Origin of the sequence: Marivirga atlantica (assembly GCF_016734805.1) — a bacterium.
In the GTDB taxonomy this organism is placed as follows: Bacteria; Bacteroidota; Bacteroidia; order Cytophagales; family Cyclobacteriaceae; genus Marivirga; species Marivirga atlantica.
Genome location: NZ_JAERQG010000001.1, coordinates 506740 through 524133 on the forward strand (window position 1 = coordinate 506740; position 17394 = coordinate 524133).

Sequence of the window (17394 nt, forward strand, 5' to 3'; positions counted from 1 at the left end):
ACTGATAATCAATTTTTAAGAGGTGAGCTTGATTATTCTTCATTCTAAGTGTAAATTGTACACTAAGCTTTACTTTTTAGGCTACAAAAACCCTTGAACTCATTCTATGCAAACACATAAAGGCTTATATCAACCTGACTTTGAACATGATGCCTGCGGAATAGGTGCTATCGTTAATATTGATGGTCAACAAGAACATCAGCTCATTCAAGATGCGCTGGACATGCTCGAGAATATGGAGCATCGTGGAGGTACTGGAGCAGATCCTTCTACTGGTGATGGTGCTGGTATTATGCTTCAAATAACTCCGGCACTAGTAGCATCTTTTGCGAAGGAAGCAGCACTGGAATTAGACCCAGATCTACCCGTTGGGATAGGAATGTTTTTCTTTCCTACTATTTCTTCAGTAGTAGCACAATGCAAGGATGTAATTGAAGACTATGCTAAAAAGCTCAACTTAGCCATTGTTGGTTATAGGGAAGTGCCCGTTGATAAAACCGTTCCTGGTGCTGGGGCTAAAAAAGTGGAGCCACTTACAGAGCAAATTTTTGTTCAGCCACAAAAGCCTATGAATAACGATGAATTGGAGCGCAAGTTATTTGTAATGCGAATGGCTGCTACCCATCATATTGGTCATAATGTGGAAGGAAATAATAAAGCATTTTACGCTTGTAGTCTTTCTACAAAATCAATTATTTATAAAGGTCAATTGAGAACAAACCAGCTCAGACCTTATTATAAAGACCTCACTAATGCTAAAATTGCCAGCACTTTTGCTATTATCCATTCACGTTTTTCTACCAACACCTTTCCTAATTGGAAGCTTGCACAGCCATTCCGTTTTATAGCCCATAATGGTGAAATAAACACAATTCGTGGGAATGTAACAAAGATGAAATCTAAGGAAGCAAACTTTAAATCTAAAGTTTTCTCTGACGATGAATTGCAAATGTTGCTTCCAGTAACAAACCCGGAACATTCTGACTCTGCCAATTTAGACGCCTTGGTAGAAATGCTTGTGCTCGATGGCCGACCTCTTGAACAGGTAATGATGATGATGGTGCCCGAAGCCTGGCAGAATAATGATTATATGGACAAGGAGCGCAAAGCTTTTTATAAATATTTTGCCTCACTGATGGAGCCCTGGGATGGACCGGCAGCTCTTATATTCACAGATGGCCATAAAGTGGGCGCTACCTTAGACAGAAATGGACTTCGTCCAGCTCGCTTTGCAGTAACAAAAAATAATAGGTTTATTTTAGCCTCAGAAGCAGGAGCCCTCATTATACCCGAAGAAGATATTATTCAAAAAGGACGACTACAGCCGGGTAAAATGATAGTAGCAGATTTTTCTAATAATCTACTCAAGTTTGATGATGAAATAAAACAGAAAATTGTAAAGAAAAACCCCTACAGCGAGTGGATCAATGCACATAGAATGAAGTTGCGCTTGCTGCCAGAACCCGAAGAAGGCCCCCAGGCTATACCCACAAAGGATTTATTTACTTATCAAAAAGCATTTGGTTACACCTCAGAGGAGCTCAAGGTAATACTGCAGGATATGGCCGAAAGAGCCACAGAACCGATAGGTTCAATGGGTGCAGATACCCCTTTAGCCATTTTAAGTAAGCAAAGTCAACATATTGCTAATTACTTTAAGCAACTATTTGCCCAGGTAAGTAACCCACCGATTGATCCCATCAGGGAGCGCATGGTGATGTCTCTTTTCACCAGAGTAGGAAAAAGTCATAATATTTTAAAGGAAACAGCTGATCACGCACATCAGATTCATATTTCGCAACCAGTACTGTTGGCCGCTGATCTTGCTAAATTTAAGTACCTGTCTGATATAGGTTTTGGCTATCAAACAATCAACTGTGTATTTGAGGCTGACGGTAAAAATGGAAGATTAGAAGAAGCCTTAGATAGAATCTGTCTGGAGGCGGAACAAGCTGCTATTGCTGGCAAAGTGGTGTTGATTTTATCTGATAAAAAGATTGATGAAAATCATGCACCTATTCCTTCACTATTATCAACTGGTGCTGTACATCAACACTTGGTAAAGAAAAACCTTAGAACTGAAACAGGCTTAGTTGTTGAAGCTGGTGATGTACGCGAAACGCATCACTTTGCTACTATTATTGGCTATGGTGCCAGTGCTGTAAATCCTTATTTAGCACTTCAAACCATTGAAGAGCTTTATGAAAAAGGCAAAATTGATATTGAGGGTGACTCCAGAAAAGCACTTGAAAATTACCAACAAGCTATTGGTTATGGCTTATTGAAAATCCTTTCCAAAATGGGAATCAGCACTTTGCAATCTTATCAGGCAGCGCAAATTTTTGAGGCGCTAGGTTTAAGTCGTAAAGTGGTGGATAGATGCTTTACTGGAACCATCAGCAGAATTGAAGGTCTTGATTTTGATGGATTGGCAAAAGAAGTACTTGTTAAGCATCAGCAGGCATATAAAAATGCTGAGCTTTTCAATCGACTTGAAGTAGGTGGTGTTTATCAATGGAAATATAGGGGTGAAAAACATCTCTTCAATCCTGAAACTATTCATCTATTACAGCAGTCAACCAAGACCAATAACTTTGATTTATTCAAAGAGTATACTACCAAGATAAATAACCAATCTAAAGAAGCGATTACACTGCGCTCTTTACTTGAGTTTAAAAAGCGCACACCAATTGATATTTCTGAAGTTGAGCCGGCTGAGAAAATTATGAGGCGCTTTGCAACAGGTGCTATGTCATTTGGTTCTATTTCACATGAAGCGCATTCCACTTTGGCTATAGCCATGAACCGTATTGGCGCCAAAAGCAATAGTGGTGAAGGAGGAGAAGACGAAGTACGTTTTGAAATGAAGCCTAATGGAGACTTAGAAAGGTCAGCCATCAAACAAGTGGCATCAGGCCGCTTTGGTGTAACAAGTTATTACCTCACTAATGCCGATGAGTTACAAATTAAAATGGCTCAAGGTGCTAAGCCAGGTGAAGGTGGTCAGCTGCCCGGCCATAAGGTAGATGATTGGATTGGTAGAGTAAGACATTCCACTCCCGGAGTTGGTTTAATTTCGCCACCACCACATCATGACATTTATTCTATTGAAGACTTAGCCCAGCTCATTTACGATTTAAAAAATGCCAATCGCCAGGCACGGATTAATGTGAAGCTGGTATCACAGGCAGGTGTTGGTACAGTGGCTGCAGGTGTTTCTAAAGCAAATGCAGATGTTGTACTTATCTCTGGTGCCGATGGCGGAACAGGGGCTTCTCCTTTAAGTTCTATTCGCCATGCAGGTTTGCCTTGGGAACTAGGTTTGGCTGAAGCCCATCAAACACTTGTAAAAAATGATTTGAGGAGTAGGATTACCGTTCAGACTGATGGCCAAATAAGAACTGGACGAGATTTAGCTATTGCCACCTTACTAGGAGCAGAAGAATGGGGAATTTCAACTGCGGCACTAGTTGTTGAAGGCTGTATAATGATGCGCAAGTGTCATACCAATACTTGCCCGGTTGGCGTTGCCACGCAAAATCCAGAGTTAAGAAAGCTGTTTACTGGTAAGCCGGAACATGTGGTGAACTTCTTTAACTTCTTGGCGGAAGACTTAAGAGAAATCATGGCTTCTCTCGGGTTTAGAACAGTTAACGAAATGGTAGGCCATTCTGAAATTCTGAGGATGCGTCATGATGTGAACCACTGGAAACTTGAGGACATTGATTTAAATGCTGTGCTTTATCGAGAGCATGTGCCTGAACATGTAGGTATTTACAAACAGATAGAGCAAGAGCACGAACTGGAAGAAGTGCTTGATCACCAATTACTCGAAAAAGCACAACCAGCTATTAAAGAAGGTAAAAAGGTAAAACATGAATTTGCCATTAGGAATATCAATAGAGCTGTAGGAGCCATCTTATCAAATGAAATCAGCAAAGTGCATAAAGGCGATGGTTTAGCTGAAGATAGCATCCATTATAAGTTTACAGGTTCAGCTGGTCAAAGTTTTGGAGCCTTTTTGGCCAAAGGTGTTCACTTTGAAGTGGAAGGTGAGTCGAACGATTACTTCGGTAAAGGTTTATCAGGAGGCTTCATCACCATTTATCCATCAAAAAAATCATCTATTAAGGCAGATAACAACATCATTATTGGCAATGTAGCTTTTTATGGAGCCACATCAGGTAGCAGCTTTATTAATGGAATGGCCGGAGAGAGATTCTGTGTAAGAAACTCAGGTGTAACAACGGTAGTAGAAGGCGTGGGCGATCATGCTTGTGAATACATGACAGGCGGTCGTGTAGTGGTGCTAGGAGAAACAGGACAAAACTTTGCAGCAGGAATGAGTGGTGGAATCGCTTATGTATTTGATGAGGAAAGTATTTTCGAAAGCAGATGTAACAAAGCAATGGTAAGTTTGGAAGATGTGGTCGACAAAAAGGAAGAGGAATACCTGAAAGGGTTAATTGAAAAGCATCTTGAACTAACCAATAGTATCAAAGCTAAAAAGGTGTTAGATAACTGGGAGTTTAACCTTTCAAAATTCATCAAAGTAATACCTTTCGACTATAAGCGTGTATTGGAAGAAAGAGAGAATAAAGAAAAAGCAAAAAATAAAATAGTAGCATAATGGGACAGCTAGATGGTTTTTTAAAGTATGACAGAGAATTGCCTGACAGCAGGCCGCCAGAGAACAGAGTTGGTGATTTTAAAGAAATCTACCAGCCATTTCCTGAAGAGAAAACCAAGAAGCAAGCCGCGCGCTGCATGGATTGCGGTATTCCTTTTTGTCATTCAGGCTGCCCCTTAGGAAATATAATTCCTGAATTTAATGATGCAGTTTATCAGGAAGATTGGGAAGAGGCAGCATCTATTTTACATAGCACTAATAACTTTCCTGAGTTTACAGGAAGGATTTGTCCTGCTCCATGCGAGGCGAGTTGTGTTTTAGGAATTAACAAGCCTCCTGTTGCCATTGAGCATATCGAGAAAACCATTGCTGAAAAAGCTTTTGAACTGGGTTACATTAAACCCAAACCGCCCAAAAATAGAACAGGAAAAAAAGTAGCTGTCATAGGTTCGGGCCCTGCAGGCTTAGCCGCAGCAGATCAGTTGAATAAAGCAGGCCATTGGGTGACGGTTTTTGAAAGAGAAAATAGAATTGGCGGTTTACTGCGTTATGGTATCCCTGACTTCAAACTTGAAAAGCCAATCATTGACAGAAGGCTTGACATTATGAACGAAGAAGGTGTAATCTTTAAAATGAATGCTGAAGTCGGTAAAAACATTAATCCTGAAGGTTTAAAAAATGACTTTGATTCTATTGTGATCTGCACGGGCTCAACTAAAGCGAGAGATTTAAACATACCCGGCCGTGATTTAGAGGGCGTACACTTTGCAATGGATTTTCTAAGCAGACAAAACAAAGAAGTTGCCGGAGATAATATACAAGATCCTATTTCTGCCAAGGATAAAAATGTTGTAGTAATAGGTGGAGGAGATACCGGTTCTGACTGTATTGGAACTTCACACAGACAAGGAGCTAAATCTGTTTTACAATTAGAGTTAATGCCAAAACCTCCGAAGGAAAGAGGTGAAAAGGATCCGTGGCCCTTATGGCCTATGACGCTCAGAACTTCTTCATCTCATGAAGAAGGTGGAGAAAGAAAATGGAGTATTCTCACTAAAACCTTTCAGGGAGAGGAGGGCAAGCTCACACACATAGAGTTGGTTGATATTGAGTGGGTGGAAAAAGATGGACGCAAAGAAATGAAAGAAATAGAAGGTTCTTCCAGATTGGTGCCTTGTGAATTAGCCTTGTTAGCTATTGGCTTTGTAAGCCCAGAGCAATCTCTTTTGAAAAGCTTTGGTGTAAATGCCACTAAAACCGGCTTAGTAAAAGCAGATAAATATAAAACTAACCAGGAAGAAATTTTCACTGCCGGAGATGCCAGAAGAGGCCAGTCACTAGTAGTTTGGGCTATTATGGAAGGTAGAGAAGCAGCCAGATCGGTTGATAAATTCTTAACCAACAAAAGCATTTTGCCTGCTAAGAAAAAGTCTGTTTATCAGGTGGGATAATTTAAAAGTCAGACGACAGTCGGACGGATACGTGCTATTAGCATTATCCGACTACCGTCTGATTAATTACATCTCCCAAAACCTAACTCCCAATCCCCAACTCCTAATAGTTATTCACAAAACTTACTTCGTAGTCGAACCTTCCATAGGTAACCTCTATGTTTTCACCGGGTATGGTAAAGCTGAAGGTTCCAGAAATGATAACTGATCCTTCTTCAAATAGGCTTACGGAAACGTCTGCCCTTTTAACACTTTTAAAATAAATTTGACCTACCCCGCCTGCATAAGTTTCATCAAATAAAAGAGATTCCATGATGGCTGTATTTTGTGCACCATCAAGCTGAATTTTTTGTTCATCCAGCTTTACCAATTCACGAGCTTCATCAATGCCGAAGTCTTTCAGACTAAAATGTAGTAAAAGATCTTCACGCTCATCAAGTAGGCCATAAAATGTGATAATAAGACTATCAGCATCATCATAGCTTACCACGTCAATATCTGATTCATAAAAGTTGTAATCATAATTGTAGTAGTCATCTGTAGACCATATATCACCATTGATTAGTGCTGCACTGGCATTGTTACCATCTTCAGTATATTTCACTAATCTAGGATCAAGCGGATCAGGAATAAAAACACTATCCTGACAGCCAGCTAGAATAGCAATGCAGAACAAAGCGGAGATTTTAATAAGTTTAGTCATTTCCTGAAAGTTTGAATTTTATTCCTAATGAAACCATGGTATTATGTATGTCTTCAATCTTACCATTAAAATTGCCTATTTCATCAATCCTTTGGTAGCTTACCATGGGTAAAATTCCGTAAGAAGCATTGACATATATGCTTAACATATTGCCTTCGAATAGATTGAAACCGAATACCGCAGCTATATCCTCTCTACGGTAGTTGTATTTATATTCCTCCTCTCTAAGTACCATCATTCTAAATTGCGCACCCGCCTCCACAGAAATAGCGTCTGAGAGCTGCAATTTATAGAGTAAAGGTAGCGCAAGGTATTTAAACCTTTTGGAGTAAGTAGTTTCGTCAAAATCTTGGTTATACCCAGCTACCATAAATAGAATTCCTGTTTTTAGGTGATGAATAGAGCTGTCTTTTAACTGAAAGCTTGTTAAAAGGCCAATCGTTGGCGTGACTATCGCTTTTTGATTTGGCAAAACGCCATCATTCATCGCGTATGAATAATTTAAACCTGCTACGGCTTCTACTTGTGAGAAGGCCTTTTGATGACCCAAAAACCATAATGCGACAAGCAAAATGAGAAGTTGGCAGTTTTTGATTTTTAAGGGCATTGTGAAATGATCGTTAAGTCCGGAATAGTGACACAGTTTAAGGCAAAAAGGTTTGAAGTTGAAGAATAGCAGTAATCTTTTGCAAGAAAGAAAGAACTTGATGCTATTCTAAAACCAATGAACTATACTAGCTGTTTAAGCGCGTAATAAATGCGATACGCTACATTTCAAAAAATAGGGGATAATTGTTTTAAGGTAGTATTTACTGGAGAAAAGGCTACTAAAAGAAACTTTCAGGAATACCTGGATGATCTGCAATACTGTCATCTGGATAGAAAGCCTGTGACCATATTGTTTGATGCTACAAAGGCCAAGGTGCCAGCCTTGAATTTACAAAGAAAGCAGGCAGATTGGATGAGTATCAATAGGATAATGATTGAAAAGTACTGTTTAGGAACAGCCTATGTGATAGATAAGCCTGCTATCAGATTAGTGCTTGAACTTATTTTTTCTTTTTACAACCAACCTGCTCCATTTAAAATCTTTAAATGTGAGGAGGAAGCCCTGGAGTGGCTTCAAAGTTTAGAGTTAGAACAGGAAAGACTTCAGGCATAATCCATTCTATAAGCGAAGTAAGAATTATTAAGCGCTAATGGATTAAGAAATTACGCGAGGGTATTTTAACTTACTCCCAATTTTGACAATAAGTAACGCTTAATAGTCTTTAATAAAAAAGGACTGTATCAACAGTCCTTTTTTTGTAAATGAAAAACCTACTCTTCTTCGTCTTTATTTAAGTTAAGATCATCTCGATCTTTCAGTTTTTTATCTTCAACCTCTTTATTTAAAAAGCTGTTAATTTTATCGATATCAAAACTGGTTTTTATTTCGCCAAATCTGTTAATCTTTACATCGAAACCTTCAAGTTTCGGATTAACCTTTGGCTTTTTATCTGATTCATCTTTCTCTTTGCTCATGTTAACTTACTCTTGGTCCTTCAGAGTAGTTAACGCCAAACGGATGCGTTCTGTTATTTCTTCTTTTCCTAAAATCTCAATTATATCCATCAAATCCGGCCCTCCGCCTTCTCCGGTTATAGACACACGCAGAGATTGCATCAATTTACCCATGCCCATACCCTCCTGCTCCAAAACATCTGTTAGAGTAGATTTAGCAATATTTGCATCTAAATGATTAACTTTTTCAAGTGCATCGGCATATTTACCCAATACACTTGCCACTTCGGCATTCCATTTTTTTCTGATTACTTTTTCATCATATGAGGCTGGTTTCTGGAAGAAGTACTGTCCTGTCGTCCAGAATTCAGAAAGAAAAGTAACACGCTCTTTCATGGCATGCACTATTCGCTCTAATTTTTGCTCATCAAAAACCACATTATTTTCGGTTAGTAGCACTTTAAGTTGGCTAGCTAAGGCTTCATCAGACTTGTTTTTCAAATATTGTTGATTAAACCAGTTCGCTTTTTGGATGTCAAACTTGGCACCTGATTTACCAATTCGTTCAATTGAAAATGCTTCAATCAGCTCGTCAATACTAAATAATTCCTGTTCACTGCCAGGGTTCCATCCCAGAAATGCAAGGAAGTTTAAAAAGGCATCAGGCAGATAGCCTTGTTCTTTAAAACCTTCGAGCTGCTCGCCTGACTTAGGATCGTTCCACTGAAGTGGGAAAATAGGGAAACCATGTTTTTCTGCATCACGCTTACTTAGCTTTCCATTACCATCAGGCTTTAACAGCAATGGTAAGTGAGCAAACTGCGGCATGCTGTCTGCCCAGCCTAAAAATTGATATAATAAAACATGTAGCGGAGCAGAAGGCAACCATTCTTCGCCTCTAATAACATGGGTTATTCCCATCAAATGATCATCAACCACATTGGCTAAATGGTAAGTTGGCATGCCGTCAGACTTCATAATGATTTTATCATCCATCTGTGAAGAATGAACCATCACCCAGCCCCTAACCATATCATTCATGCGAACCTCTTCTTTGGTAGGTATTTTTAGTCTGATCACATAAGGCTCTCCCGCATCAAGTTTCTGCTTCACTTCTTCTTCTGAAAGAGTTAAAGAGTTTTTCATCTGCATACGCGTAATGGCGTTATACTGTGGCGTATTTACCTTGGCAGCTTTAAGCCTTTCGCGCATGGCTTCTATTTCTTCAGCAGTATCAAAAGCGTAGTAAGCATGACCACTATCAATTAATTGTTGGGTGTATTTTTGATAATGCTCTTTTCTTTCACTTTGTCTGTAAGGGCCAACTTCTCCTTTATCATTCCAAGGACTTTCATCAGGAGTAATACCTAACCATTCTAAAGATTCTTTGATATAATTTTCAGCGCTCTCAACATAACGCGTTTGGTCGGTATCTTCAATTCTTAAAATGAATGTACCGCCTTCTTTCTTTGCGAAAAGATAGTTGTAAAGTGCAGTTCTAACTCCACCAATATGTAACGCACCTGTTGGGCTTGGTGCAAATCGAACGCGAACTTTATTGCTCATACTTACAGTGTTTTATTTTAGGCTGCAAAATTAATAATTAAAGTGGGTAAAAAGAGCATCTGTATGAATTCTTCGAAAGAATCAGCCACAGCCTAGCAGATTAACTTGATCAATTCTTTACGGCTATCAACAATACCTTTTTTAAAGCGGGCAACAACCAGAATATAGCTACACACCTGAACAATTACAGGTACTACCAACCAATAGATAGCCTGCTTTTCTATGTAAGCAATAAGAGTTAAGGCCAATAGCAGAAAAAACCAAAAGCCGAAAAACCAATTAACACTTTTAAACAACGAATACTGAACAAGAACTCTGCTCCCTTGCTCAAATGGTAATACCTTACCGTTTATTAATGGAAGAAAGTTATCAGGTTTATCCACTACTTTAGAAATAGAAAAACCTTTTTCTGAAATTAGGCCATTAAAAAGGAATAATTCCTGTTCCTCTCCATCAAGTTTTTGGTTATGAAAGGATTGCTTCTTAACCGGCTTTACTGTGATTTCCAGCCTTCGGAGTACTTCCGTAGGTGGATATTTGCTGATGAGTTGTTCCTTATATTTTGGCCAATAACCCACTACTTCACAGCAATACAGCTAATTTCCACATTAACATCTTTTGGTAAACGCGCCACCTCAACGGTTTCTCTTGCGGGAGCATTTTCTTTGAAATACTGACCGTATGCCTCGTTTATTGTGGAGAAGTCATTCATGTCTTTTACAAAAATACTGCACTTAACCACATTAGCGAAACTCATAGCTGCCTCTTCAAGTATTGCTCCCATGTTTTTCATTACCTGATGAGTCTCCTCAGTAATGTTTTCATTAATCATTTCACCACTGTGTGCATCTAATGCAATTTGACCACTCACGTAAAGGGTGTCGTTTGCTAAAACTGCTTGATTATAGGGGCCAATTGGAGCTGGAGCTTCCTTTGTTTCAATGATTCTTTTTGTCATGTCTGTTTTTGTAAATAGTTAATTAACTTTGATTCAAAAGTAATAAAATATGAACATTCTGATTGTAGGCTCAGCCGAAAACTATAATGAAGCATCAAACCGATTGAAGGACCATAAACTTCACCATGTAGAAGACTTATCTGCAATTGATGAAGACCTTTTTTTTAGTATTGAACTAGTTTTCGATTTTATTTCACATGAAACGCCAGAGAGCCTTTCATTCTATGAACAAAACCCTGAACTGATAGTTTTTCTCAACTCAGTTATGAGTACTTTCTCAGAGATCATGCTTTACGCTGATCCTGTAAAAAATCAAGTATATGGTTTCAATGGCTTGCCAACATTCTTTGATAGGCCAATTTTGGAATGCACTGTTCCGACTGGTGGAAAAAAGCAATCACTAAAAGAAGTGATGAATAAACTAGGCTGGGATTTTGAAGTAGTAGAGGATAGAGTTGCTATGGCAACACCTCGAATCATTTGTATGATTATCAATGAAGCCTTTTATACAGTTCAAGAAGGCACGGCTTCTAAAGAGGACATCGACCAAGGAATGAAACTCGGAACGAACTATCCGTTTGGACCTTTTGAGTGGGCCGATAAAATAGGTATTGAAAATGTGTTTGAGATACTCAACAACATTTACGAAGATACCAGAGAAGAGCGTTATAAAATATGTCCTCTTCTAAAGAAAGAGTATCTGCAATCTTTAAATTAGAACTTTAACATCAACACAATTATATGTCACAGGAAAAAGAATATAGCTTATTTGAAGAGGTTAGTAGTTTCATAGACGAAGCAGCAGCCCACATGGATTTACATCCAGGATTGGTTGATCAAATCAAGCAATGTAATAGTATTTATAAGTTTAACTTTCCTGTGCGAAAGCAGGATGGCTCTTATGAAGTAATTAAGGGTTATCGCGTGCAGCATTCACATCATAAATTACCTGTAAAAGGTGGTATCAGATATAGCGAGTTGGTAAATGAGCAAGAGGTAATGGGGTTGGCTGCGCTTATGACTTTTAAGTGTGCTATGGTTAACATTCCTTTCGGAGGAGCCAAGGGCGGTGTAAACATTAATCCAAAAGATTATAGTGTTGATCAGCTGGAGAGAATAACCAGGCGTTATACTTCTGAACTTATTAAGAAAAAGTTTATTGGTCCTGCTATTGATGTTCCAGCTCCAGATTATGGAACAGGTGCCAGGGAAATGGCGTGGATCGTTGATACCTACGAAGCGTTTAACCCAGAAACTATTAATGCAAAGGGTGCTGTAACGGGTAAGCCGCTTTCTCAACATGGTATTGAAGGAAGAACAGAGGCAACGGGCTTAGGCGTTTTCTTTGGTATTAGAGAGGCCTTAAGTGTTGAAGAAGATATGAAAGAGTTGGGTTTAACCACAGGAACGAAAGGTAAAAGAATTATCGTTCAGGGCTTTGGTAATGTAGGGTATTATTCAGCGCTTTATTTGCATCAGTCAGGGGCAAAAGTTGTGGGTGTAGCTGAGTACAATGGTGGTATATTCGATGAAAACGGCTTAGATATTGAGGCGCTTAAGAAACATCAAAATGAACACGGTACTTTAAAGGACTTCAAAAATGGGAAGTTTGTGGAAAACTCATTAGAACTTTTAGCTTACGAATGTGATGTACTTGTACCTGCTGCTTTAGAAAATCAGATAACTATTGATAATGTAGCTGGTATAAAGGCTAAAATAGTTGCCGAAGCTGCAAACGGCCCTGTTACTAAAGATGCTGAAAAGGAATTACTTAAAAAGAATGTGATGATTATCCCTGATATGTATTTGAATGCAGGGGGTGTTACTGTTTCTTACTTTGAGTGGCTGAAAAACCTATCAAGAGTCTCTTTCGGTAAATTGGAGAAACGGTATGAGATGGAAAAATATAAGCTGTTACTGGATAGTATAGAGAATGCTACTGGTGATACTTTCAGTGATGAAGAGCATCAAAAAATTGTTAAAGGAGCGAGTGAGCGAGACCTTGTAAATTCAGGTTTGGAGGAAACTATGGTAAACGCCTATCATGAGCTAAATGCCAAACGAAAAGAAAAAGGCATTAAAAGCTTAAGAACCGCTGCCTTTATTTTGGCAATGGATAGAATTGCTATTAGCTATATGGATTTGGGTATATTCCCTTAATCTGTTAAAAGGGCAATTTTTCCAGATCAACATTTCCACCACATAAAACTAAGCCAACTTTCTTTTTCTGGAAGTTGGCTTTTTCTTTTATTAGAGCGGCCAAAGGAACAGCAGCTGAGGGCTCTATTACTTGCTTTAAATAAGTGAAAATTAACTTCATAGCATCAACAATCTCTTGCTCTGAAACGGTAATAATATCATTAACCCCCTTCATTATAATAGGATAAGTTAGGTCACCTAATGATGTTTTTAAACCATCTGCAATTGTATCAGGATTCTTAGATGGAATAAACGAACCAGCTTTTAGAGACTGGTAAGCATCATCAGCTTGCTCTGGCTCTGCTCCGATCACAGTTGTGTTAGGGCTAAAATATTCAGCACTGAGAATGGAGCCTGAAATTAAACCACCACCACCAATAGGAATGAAGGCGGCATCTAGTTTGTCTATTTCCTCTACCAATTCTTTCATCATGGTTGCCTGGCCGGCAATGATGTCATAACTGTTATAAGGCAGGATAAACATGGCACCAGTCTTATTTACAATATTTTTTAAGGTTGTTTCTCGAGCTTCCAATGTAGGTTGGCAGAAAGTAATGTGGGCACCATAACCCTCAACTGCTTGTACTTTTACCTTTGGAGCATTTTCAGGCATAACTATGTGAGCTGTTAACCCTTGATTTTTAGCGGCAAGTGCGAGAGCCTGAGCATGATTCCCCGATGAGTGAGTCGCAACACCATTTTTTAATGATTCCTTATTTAACAGTATAGCATTCGTGGCCCCCCTGATTTTAAAACTTCCGCCTTTCTGCAGGTTTTCAGCTTTAAAAAACATCTTTACACCAAAAAGCTTGTTGAGTTTTTGAGAGGTCAGTACAGGTGTAAAGTGAACAAAATTTCTAATTCTTTGATGAGCGGCAATAATTTCTGACTTACTGGGGACCTCTTGTAGGTGCATAATATTAATTTTATGTTAAATTGATTTTTTAAATTCTAACTATGAACCAACTAATTCCGTTTTCTAAACAAACTATAAGAATGAATACTTCAAATTATAAATTAATTTTAGGCTTATTTTTAAGTCTACTCCTTTTTTCATGTGATCAAGAAGATGTAAACAATGAACCTTCATTTGATTATGTTGTAAGTTACGAATTTGTTGAAACTGTAACTGAAGAGGAAATCGAAGCAAGATTCGGTAACGATCCTTTAGTGGTTGATATAATAAACTTTGATGTTGATGCCTACACATTGACCTATAATACTATGAACTATGACAATAGTATGGTGGAGGCTTCTGGTTTAGTGCTTATTCCGAAGGTATCGGGGAAAGTAAAACTTACGAGTTTTCAGCATAGTACTTTAGCAAAAGATCCTGATCCTCAAATTGATCAGGAAAATAGAGCACCATCATACCTATCACCAGACAATGCAGAAGTATATCTTTCAGCTTTTCTTTACGCCTCAAACGGATACCTCATTTCAGCTGCAGATTATATTGGCTATGGAAGTACTAAGGAACTTTTTCACCCATATGAGCATGCACAAACAGCAGCTACTACCTCTTTCGACATGTTGAGAGCAGCAAAGGAACTAGGAACTTTTTTAGAAGTAGAAATGGTTTCTAAAACTTATTTAATGGGATATAGTCAGGGAGGAAACTCGACTATGGCTCTACATAAGTACATGGAAGAAAACAATTTAACAGAAGAGTTTCCTATAGCTAAAAGCGCTATGGGTGCTGGAGCCTATCATAAATCAGCAGTAGGTAATTATATTTTTAACTTTGAAGGAGATTTAGGCTTTCCTATTAGCTTATACCTATGGGTAATGGACAGTTATGATAAGGTTTACCCAGAGCTTCAAAATGGATTATCATATTATTTAAAAGAGCCCTATGCAACTGAGGTAATTGAAAATGGTTATTTTGCCATTAGTAGCTCTAATCCTCAAACTGTTTTCACGGATCAATTCATAAACGACATCAATAACCCATCAAGCGCATTCAGTCAGGCATTGGCTGATAATAACATTCATAATTGGCGAGCTGAAGCACCTATAAAGCTATATCATCACATTGATGATGAGTTGGTTCCATACTTTAACTCTGAGGACGCATTAGCAGCTATGAATGCTATGGGAAGCACAGATGTTACTTTGGAGACTTACAACTTCACAACAATTGACGGGAATGTACATGGTACTGCCGGAGCCCGTTATTTCCAAGATGTCTTATTAGGCTTTTTTAGATAAAATTATTGTAAATCATATCAATGGGCATAGATACTCTAATTGTAGATGATGATGAAATGACAGTATTTCTTCATCAGGTTTTTGTTAAAGAAAATAACTTTAATGACAATTCTAAAACCTTTTATAACGGAAAAGAGGCCTTAGAATATCTTGATGAAAACCATCATGAAAAGCAAAATGAGTATTGTATTTTGCTTGATCTTAATATGCCCGTATTTGATGGTTGGGACTTCCTGAAAGGTATACAAGAAAAGGGTTATAAGGATAAGGTCAAGGTGGTAATATTAACCTCATCGGTTAACGAGCTTGACAGACAAAAAGCTAATGGTTATCCGCAGGTTGTGGCCTTTCTGGAAAAACCTCTAAATGATGAAAAGATCAATAACTTAAAGGTTTTGGAGCCATTCAAAGCATATTTTGACAATAAAGAGGAGGTATAAATTACCTCTCTCTTTCTACTTCTTCTAATTTGATAGCAACAGCATTACTGTTGGGTAAAATAGTTCTCCCCATATGTTTGGCATGAACATAAGTAATTTGTGCTCCGAGTAATAAGATAATTATAGAATAGTACACCCAGGTTAACAACAGTACTAGAGAACCAGCTGCTCCATAGGTGTCGTTTAAATTAGAGGTTCCTAAATAATAACCGATACCAAACTTACCGGCTACAAATAATAATGTAGTTATAAAGGCTCCTATCCATACATCTCGCCACTTTAGTGTAGCATCAGGAAGCACTTTATAAATGACCGCAAATATCAACAGAATTAAAGAAATAGAGATAAGTAGATTAATAGATTGAGCTAGAAAATATATGGAGTCAGGCAGAACTGTAAATACCTTGTCGTGCAGAACGGTAATCAGTGTGTCTGCCAACAATGAAACTAAAATTAAAAAGCCTAATGACACTACCATAGCCAGTGACAACAACCGATTAAGTATAAATTTTATAGCTTCTTTTTTTGGCTTAGGTTTAATCCGCCAAATATAATTTAAGCTATCCTGCAAAGAAACAAATACTGTAGTAGCACTAAATATTAAGGTACCAATACCCACAGCCTTTAAAAATATCCCAGCATCCGAAATATAAGCTTGCCCCATCAGATCTTCTATTTGTTTTGCACTGGCATCACCCATCAATAATTTAATTTGGGTGATTAGCTGTTCGCGCACAACAGTGTCTTCGTAAAAGTAACTGGCTACTGTTATGGATATGATAGCCATACCCGGAAGAGAAAAGATGGTGAAAAACGCAGTGGCTGCACCATGTTTCCAAGGGTTATCCTGAAAAAATCTGGAAACGGCTCCTTTAAAAATTTGAAACCATTTTTTGAAAAAGTATTTCATTTATTTGTCGCTAATGCTTGGTAGTTAACTTCTTAAAATTGTAAGAGGGTTTTGCTGAAGTAAAATAGTTAAAGCCTCATACAATGCCTTATTGTAATCATATAAAGCCTTTGATTGTTCAAAAAACAACTCTATTACAACAGCGAAAAACTCATATTCATCAACTGCTGCATAATTTCTGAAAAAGGTGTTTGTGCCAAGTTCTATAGTTATTCGCTCTTTATTTGATTCGTGAACATAAACTTTCCATGCTTCATAGTTAAAAAAACCATACTCTTCATTTTTGATTCTGTTTTCTAAATGAAGTGCATGCGCTAGTTCATGCAAACCTAAGCTTAAACCATCGGTGGGTTTACTCATACCGCTGACAAAAGCATCCCAAGATAGCACGATGATGCCGAACCTTGGGTTAACCTCTCCTTTATGATACTGATTGTTAATTGTAGAATAATACTTAGAAGGATATACTAATATTTTATTGAAATGAGCTAGATAAATTCGCTGTAAACCAAAAGTTAATTGAATAGCTACTGACGAAATCAACACTTTCATTTCGTCAGTAACATGAGACATTTGCCTGGGAATAAAGGTTTTGCTGTTCATGAACAGCAAAACACGTTTTTCAAATTCTCTCTTGTATTTGGGTTTTAGCCTTCTGTAAAAGTCTGAATACTTGTTAAGGGAATCGAGATGAGCAGGTTTAAGCTGGCCTGATAGAAAAAAAGGTATGTTCCATGTATTGAATCTGCTAAAGCCGTTAGACTTGATAATTTGAACAAAGGCCCATACCACTAAAACAATTAGAAAACCTATTATTTCCATA

The 17394-nt window shown here is 38.1% G+C and carries 16 protein-coding genes; 7 read left to right on the forward strand and 9 right to left on the reverse strand.

All coding sequences use genetic code 11. From position 1 onward, the window contains the following. Positions 1 to 106: 106 nt before the first annotated feature. Entirely contained in the window at positions 107 to 4630 is a 4524-nt protein-coding gene (gene gltB / locus JKP34_RS02315) for a glutamate synthase large subunit (RefSeq protein WP_201917291.1), read from the forward strand. Beyond that, positions 4630 to 6081: a glutamate synthase subunit beta gene (locus tag JKP34_RS02320; protein ID WP_201917293.1), complete on the forward strand. Its 1452-nt coding sequence runs from the start codon at positions 4630 to 4632 to the stop codon at positions 6079 to 6081. Before gltB ends, JKP34_RS02320 begins: the two co-directional genes overlap by 1 nt. A 103-nt stretch (positions 6082 to 6184) precedes the next feature. Here the strand turns inward: JKP34_RS02320 and JKP34_RS02325 are convergent, their stop codons facing one another. Continuing rightward, positions 6185 to 6784: a hypothetical protein gene (locus tag JKP34_RS02325; protein WP_201917295.1), complete on the reverse strand. Its 600-nt coding sequence runs from the start codon at positions 6782 to 6784 to the stop codon at positions 6185 to 6187. Next, the gene (locus JKP34_RS02330; protein WP_236664865.1) at positions 6777 to 7355 is read right to left on the reverse strand and encodes a hypothetical protein; all 579 of its coding nucleotides are present in this window, start codon (positions 7353 to 7355) and stop codon (positions 6777 to 6779) included. The genes JKP34_RS02325 and JKP34_RS02330 overlap by 8 nt, the downstream gene beginning before the upstream one ends. A 186-nt stretch (positions 7356 to 7541) precedes the next feature. Between JKP34_RS02330 and JKP34_RS02335 the strand changes: the two genes are divergently transcribed. Then, positions 7542 to 7946: a DUF7793 family protein gene (locus JKP34_RS02335; protein WP_201917299.1), complete on the forward strand. Its 405-nt coding sequence runs from the start codon at positions 7542 to 7544 to the stop codon at positions 7944 to 7946. 158 nt (positions 7947 to 8104) lie between these two features. Here the strand turns inward: JKP34_RS02335 and JKP34_RS02340 are convergent, their stop codons facing one another. From JKP34_RS02340 to JKP34_RS02355, 4 genes are all read right to left on the reverse strand, one after another. Then, positions 8105 to 8308 (reverse strand): hypothetical protein, encoded by a 204-nt coding sequence (locus tag JKP34_RS02340; RefSeq protein WP_201917301.1) that lies wholly within the window; start codon positions 8306 to 8308, stop codon positions 8105 to 8107. A 6-nt stretch (positions 8309 to 8314) separates the two neighbouring features. Then, positions 8315 to 9853 carry a glutamate--tRNA ligase gene (gltX, locus tag JKP34_RS02345; protein ID WP_201917303.1) on the reverse strand — a complete coding sequence of 513 codons (1539 nt, stop codon included), beginning with the start codon at positions 9851 to 9853 and terminating at the stop codon, positions 8315 to 8317. A gap of 92 nt (positions 9854 to 9945) precedes the next feature. After that, positions 9946 to 10431 (reverse strand): hypothetical protein, encoded by a 486-nt coding sequence (locus JKP34_RS02350; protein WP_201917305.1) that lies wholly within the window; start codon positions 10429 to 10431, stop codon positions 9946 to 9948. After that, positions 10431 to 10811: a RidA family protein gene (locus tag JKP34_RS02355; protein WP_201917307.1), complete on the reverse strand. Its 381-nt coding sequence runs from the start codon at positions 10809 to 10811 to the stop codon at positions 10431 to 10433. Before JKP34_RS02355 ends, JKP34_RS02350 begins: the two co-directional genes overlap by 1 nt. Positions 10812 to 10860: 49 nt before the next feature. Between JKP34_RS02355 and JKP34_RS02360 the strand changes: the two genes are divergently transcribed. Continuing rightward, positions 10861 to 11529, forward strand: coding sequence for a 3-hydroxyacyl-CoA dehydrogenase family protein (locus tag JKP34_RS02360; RefSeq protein ID WP_201917309.1), 669 nt, complete (start codon positions 10861 to 10863; stop codon positions 11527 to 11529). Between the two features lie 23 nt (positions 11530 to 11552). Beyond that, positions 11553 to 12971, forward strand: a complete 1419-nt coding sequence (locus JKP34_RS02365) for a Glu/Leu/Phe/Val family dehydrogenase (RefSeq protein ID WP_201917311.1) — start codon at positions 11553 to 11555, stop codon at positions 12969 to 12971. A 4-nt stretch (positions 12972 to 12975) separates the two neighbouring features. On the opposite strand, the gene JKP34_RS02370 is transcribed toward JKP34_RS02365, so the two are convergent. After that, positions 12976 to 13926 (reverse strand): pyridoxal-phosphate dependent enzyme, encoded by a 951-nt coding sequence (locus JKP34_RS02370; protein ID WP_201917313.1) that lies wholly within the window; start codon positions 13924 to 13926, stop codon positions 12976 to 12978. Between the two features lie 41 nt (positions 13927 to 13967). On the opposite strand from JKP34_RS02370, the gene JKP34_RS02375 reads away from it, so the two are divergent. Together JKP34_RS02375 and JKP34_RS02380 are read left to right on the forward strand one after the other, a co-directional pair. Continuing rightward, complete coding sequence (locus tag JKP34_RS02375) at positions 13968 to 15221, forward strand: lipase family protein (RefSeq protein WP_201917315.1); 1254 nt, start codon at positions 13968 to 13970, stop codon at positions 15219 to 15221. 20 nt (positions 15222 to 15241) lie between these two features. Further along, entirely contained in the window at positions 15242 to 15661 is a 420-nt protein-coding gene (locus JKP34_RS02380) for a response regulator (protein WP_201917317.1), read from the forward strand. 1 nt (position 15662) lies between these two features. On the opposite strand, the gene JKP34_RS02385 is transcribed toward JKP34_RS02380, so the two are convergent. Continuing rightward, entirely contained in the window at positions 15663 to 16571 is a 909-nt protein-coding gene (locus tag JKP34_RS02385) for a YihY/virulence factor BrkB family protein (RefSeq protein ID WP_201917319.1), read from the reverse strand. A 24-nt stretch (positions 16572 to 16595) separates the two neighbouring features. Beyond that, a complete protein-coding gene (locus JKP34_RS02390) occupies positions 16596 to 17393 on the reverse strand; it encodes a zinc-dependent peptidase (RefSeq protein ID WP_201917321.1) in 798 nt (265 codons plus the stop codon). Position 17394: the final 1 nt, after the last annotated feature.

Bases quoted from the DNA above. Each gene is read 5' to 3' on its own strand.
- gltB (WP_201917291.1), top strand. From the start codon at position 107: ATGCAAACACATAAAGGCTTATATCAACCTGACTTTGAACATGATGCC.
- JKP34_RS02320 (WP_201917293.1), top strand. From the start codon at position 4,630: ATGGGACAGCTAGATGGTTTTTTAAAGTATGACAGAGAATTGCCTGAC.
- JKP34_RS02325 (WP_201917295.1), bottom strand. From the start codon at position 6,784: ATGACTAAACTTATTAAAATCTCCGCTTTGTTCTGCATTGCTATTCTA.
- JKP34_RS02335 (WP_201917299.1), top strand. From the start codon at position 7,542: ATGCGATACGCTACATTTCAAAAAATAGGGGATAATTGTTTTAAGGTA.
- JKP34_RS02340 (WP_201917301.1), bottom strand. From the start codon at position 8,308: ATGAGCAAAGAGAAAGATGAATCAGATAAAAAGCCAAAGGTTAATCCG.
- gltX (WP_201917303.1), bottom strand. From the start codon at position 9,853: ATGAGCAATAAAGTTCGCGTTCGATTTGCACCAAGCCCAACAGGTGCG.
- JKP34_RS02355 (WP_201917307.1), bottom strand. From the start codon at position 10,811: ATGACAAAAAGAATCATTGAAACAAAGGAAGCTCCAGCTCCAATTGGC.
- JKP34_RS02360 (WP_201917309.1), top strand. From the start codon at position 10,861: ATGAACATTCTGATTGTAGGCTCAGCCGAAAACTATAATGAAGCATCA.
- JKP34_RS02365 (WP_201917311.1), top strand. From the start codon at position 11,553: ATGTCACAGGAAAAAGAATATAGCTTATTTGAAGAGGTTAGTAGTTTC.
- JKP34_RS02370 (WP_201917313.1), bottom strand. From the start codon at position 13,926: ATGCACCTACAAGAGGTCCCCAGTAAGTCAGAAATTATTGCCGCTCAT.
- JKP34_RS02375 (WP_201917315.1), top strand. From the start codon at position 13,968: ATGAACCAACTAATTCCGTTTTCTAAACAAACTATAAGAATGAATACT.
- JKP34_RS02380 (WP_201917317.1), top strand. From the start codon at position 15,242: ATGGGCATAGATACTCTAATTGTAGATGATGATGAAATGACAGTATTT.
- JKP34_RS02385 (WP_201917319.1), bottom strand. From the start codon at position 16,571: ATGAAATACTTTTTCAAAAAATGGTTTCAAATTTTTAAAGGAGCCGTT.
- JKP34_RS02390 (WP_201917321.1), bottom strand. From the start codon at position 17,393: ATGGAAATAATAGGTTTTCTAATTGTTTTAGTGGTATGGGCCTTTGTT.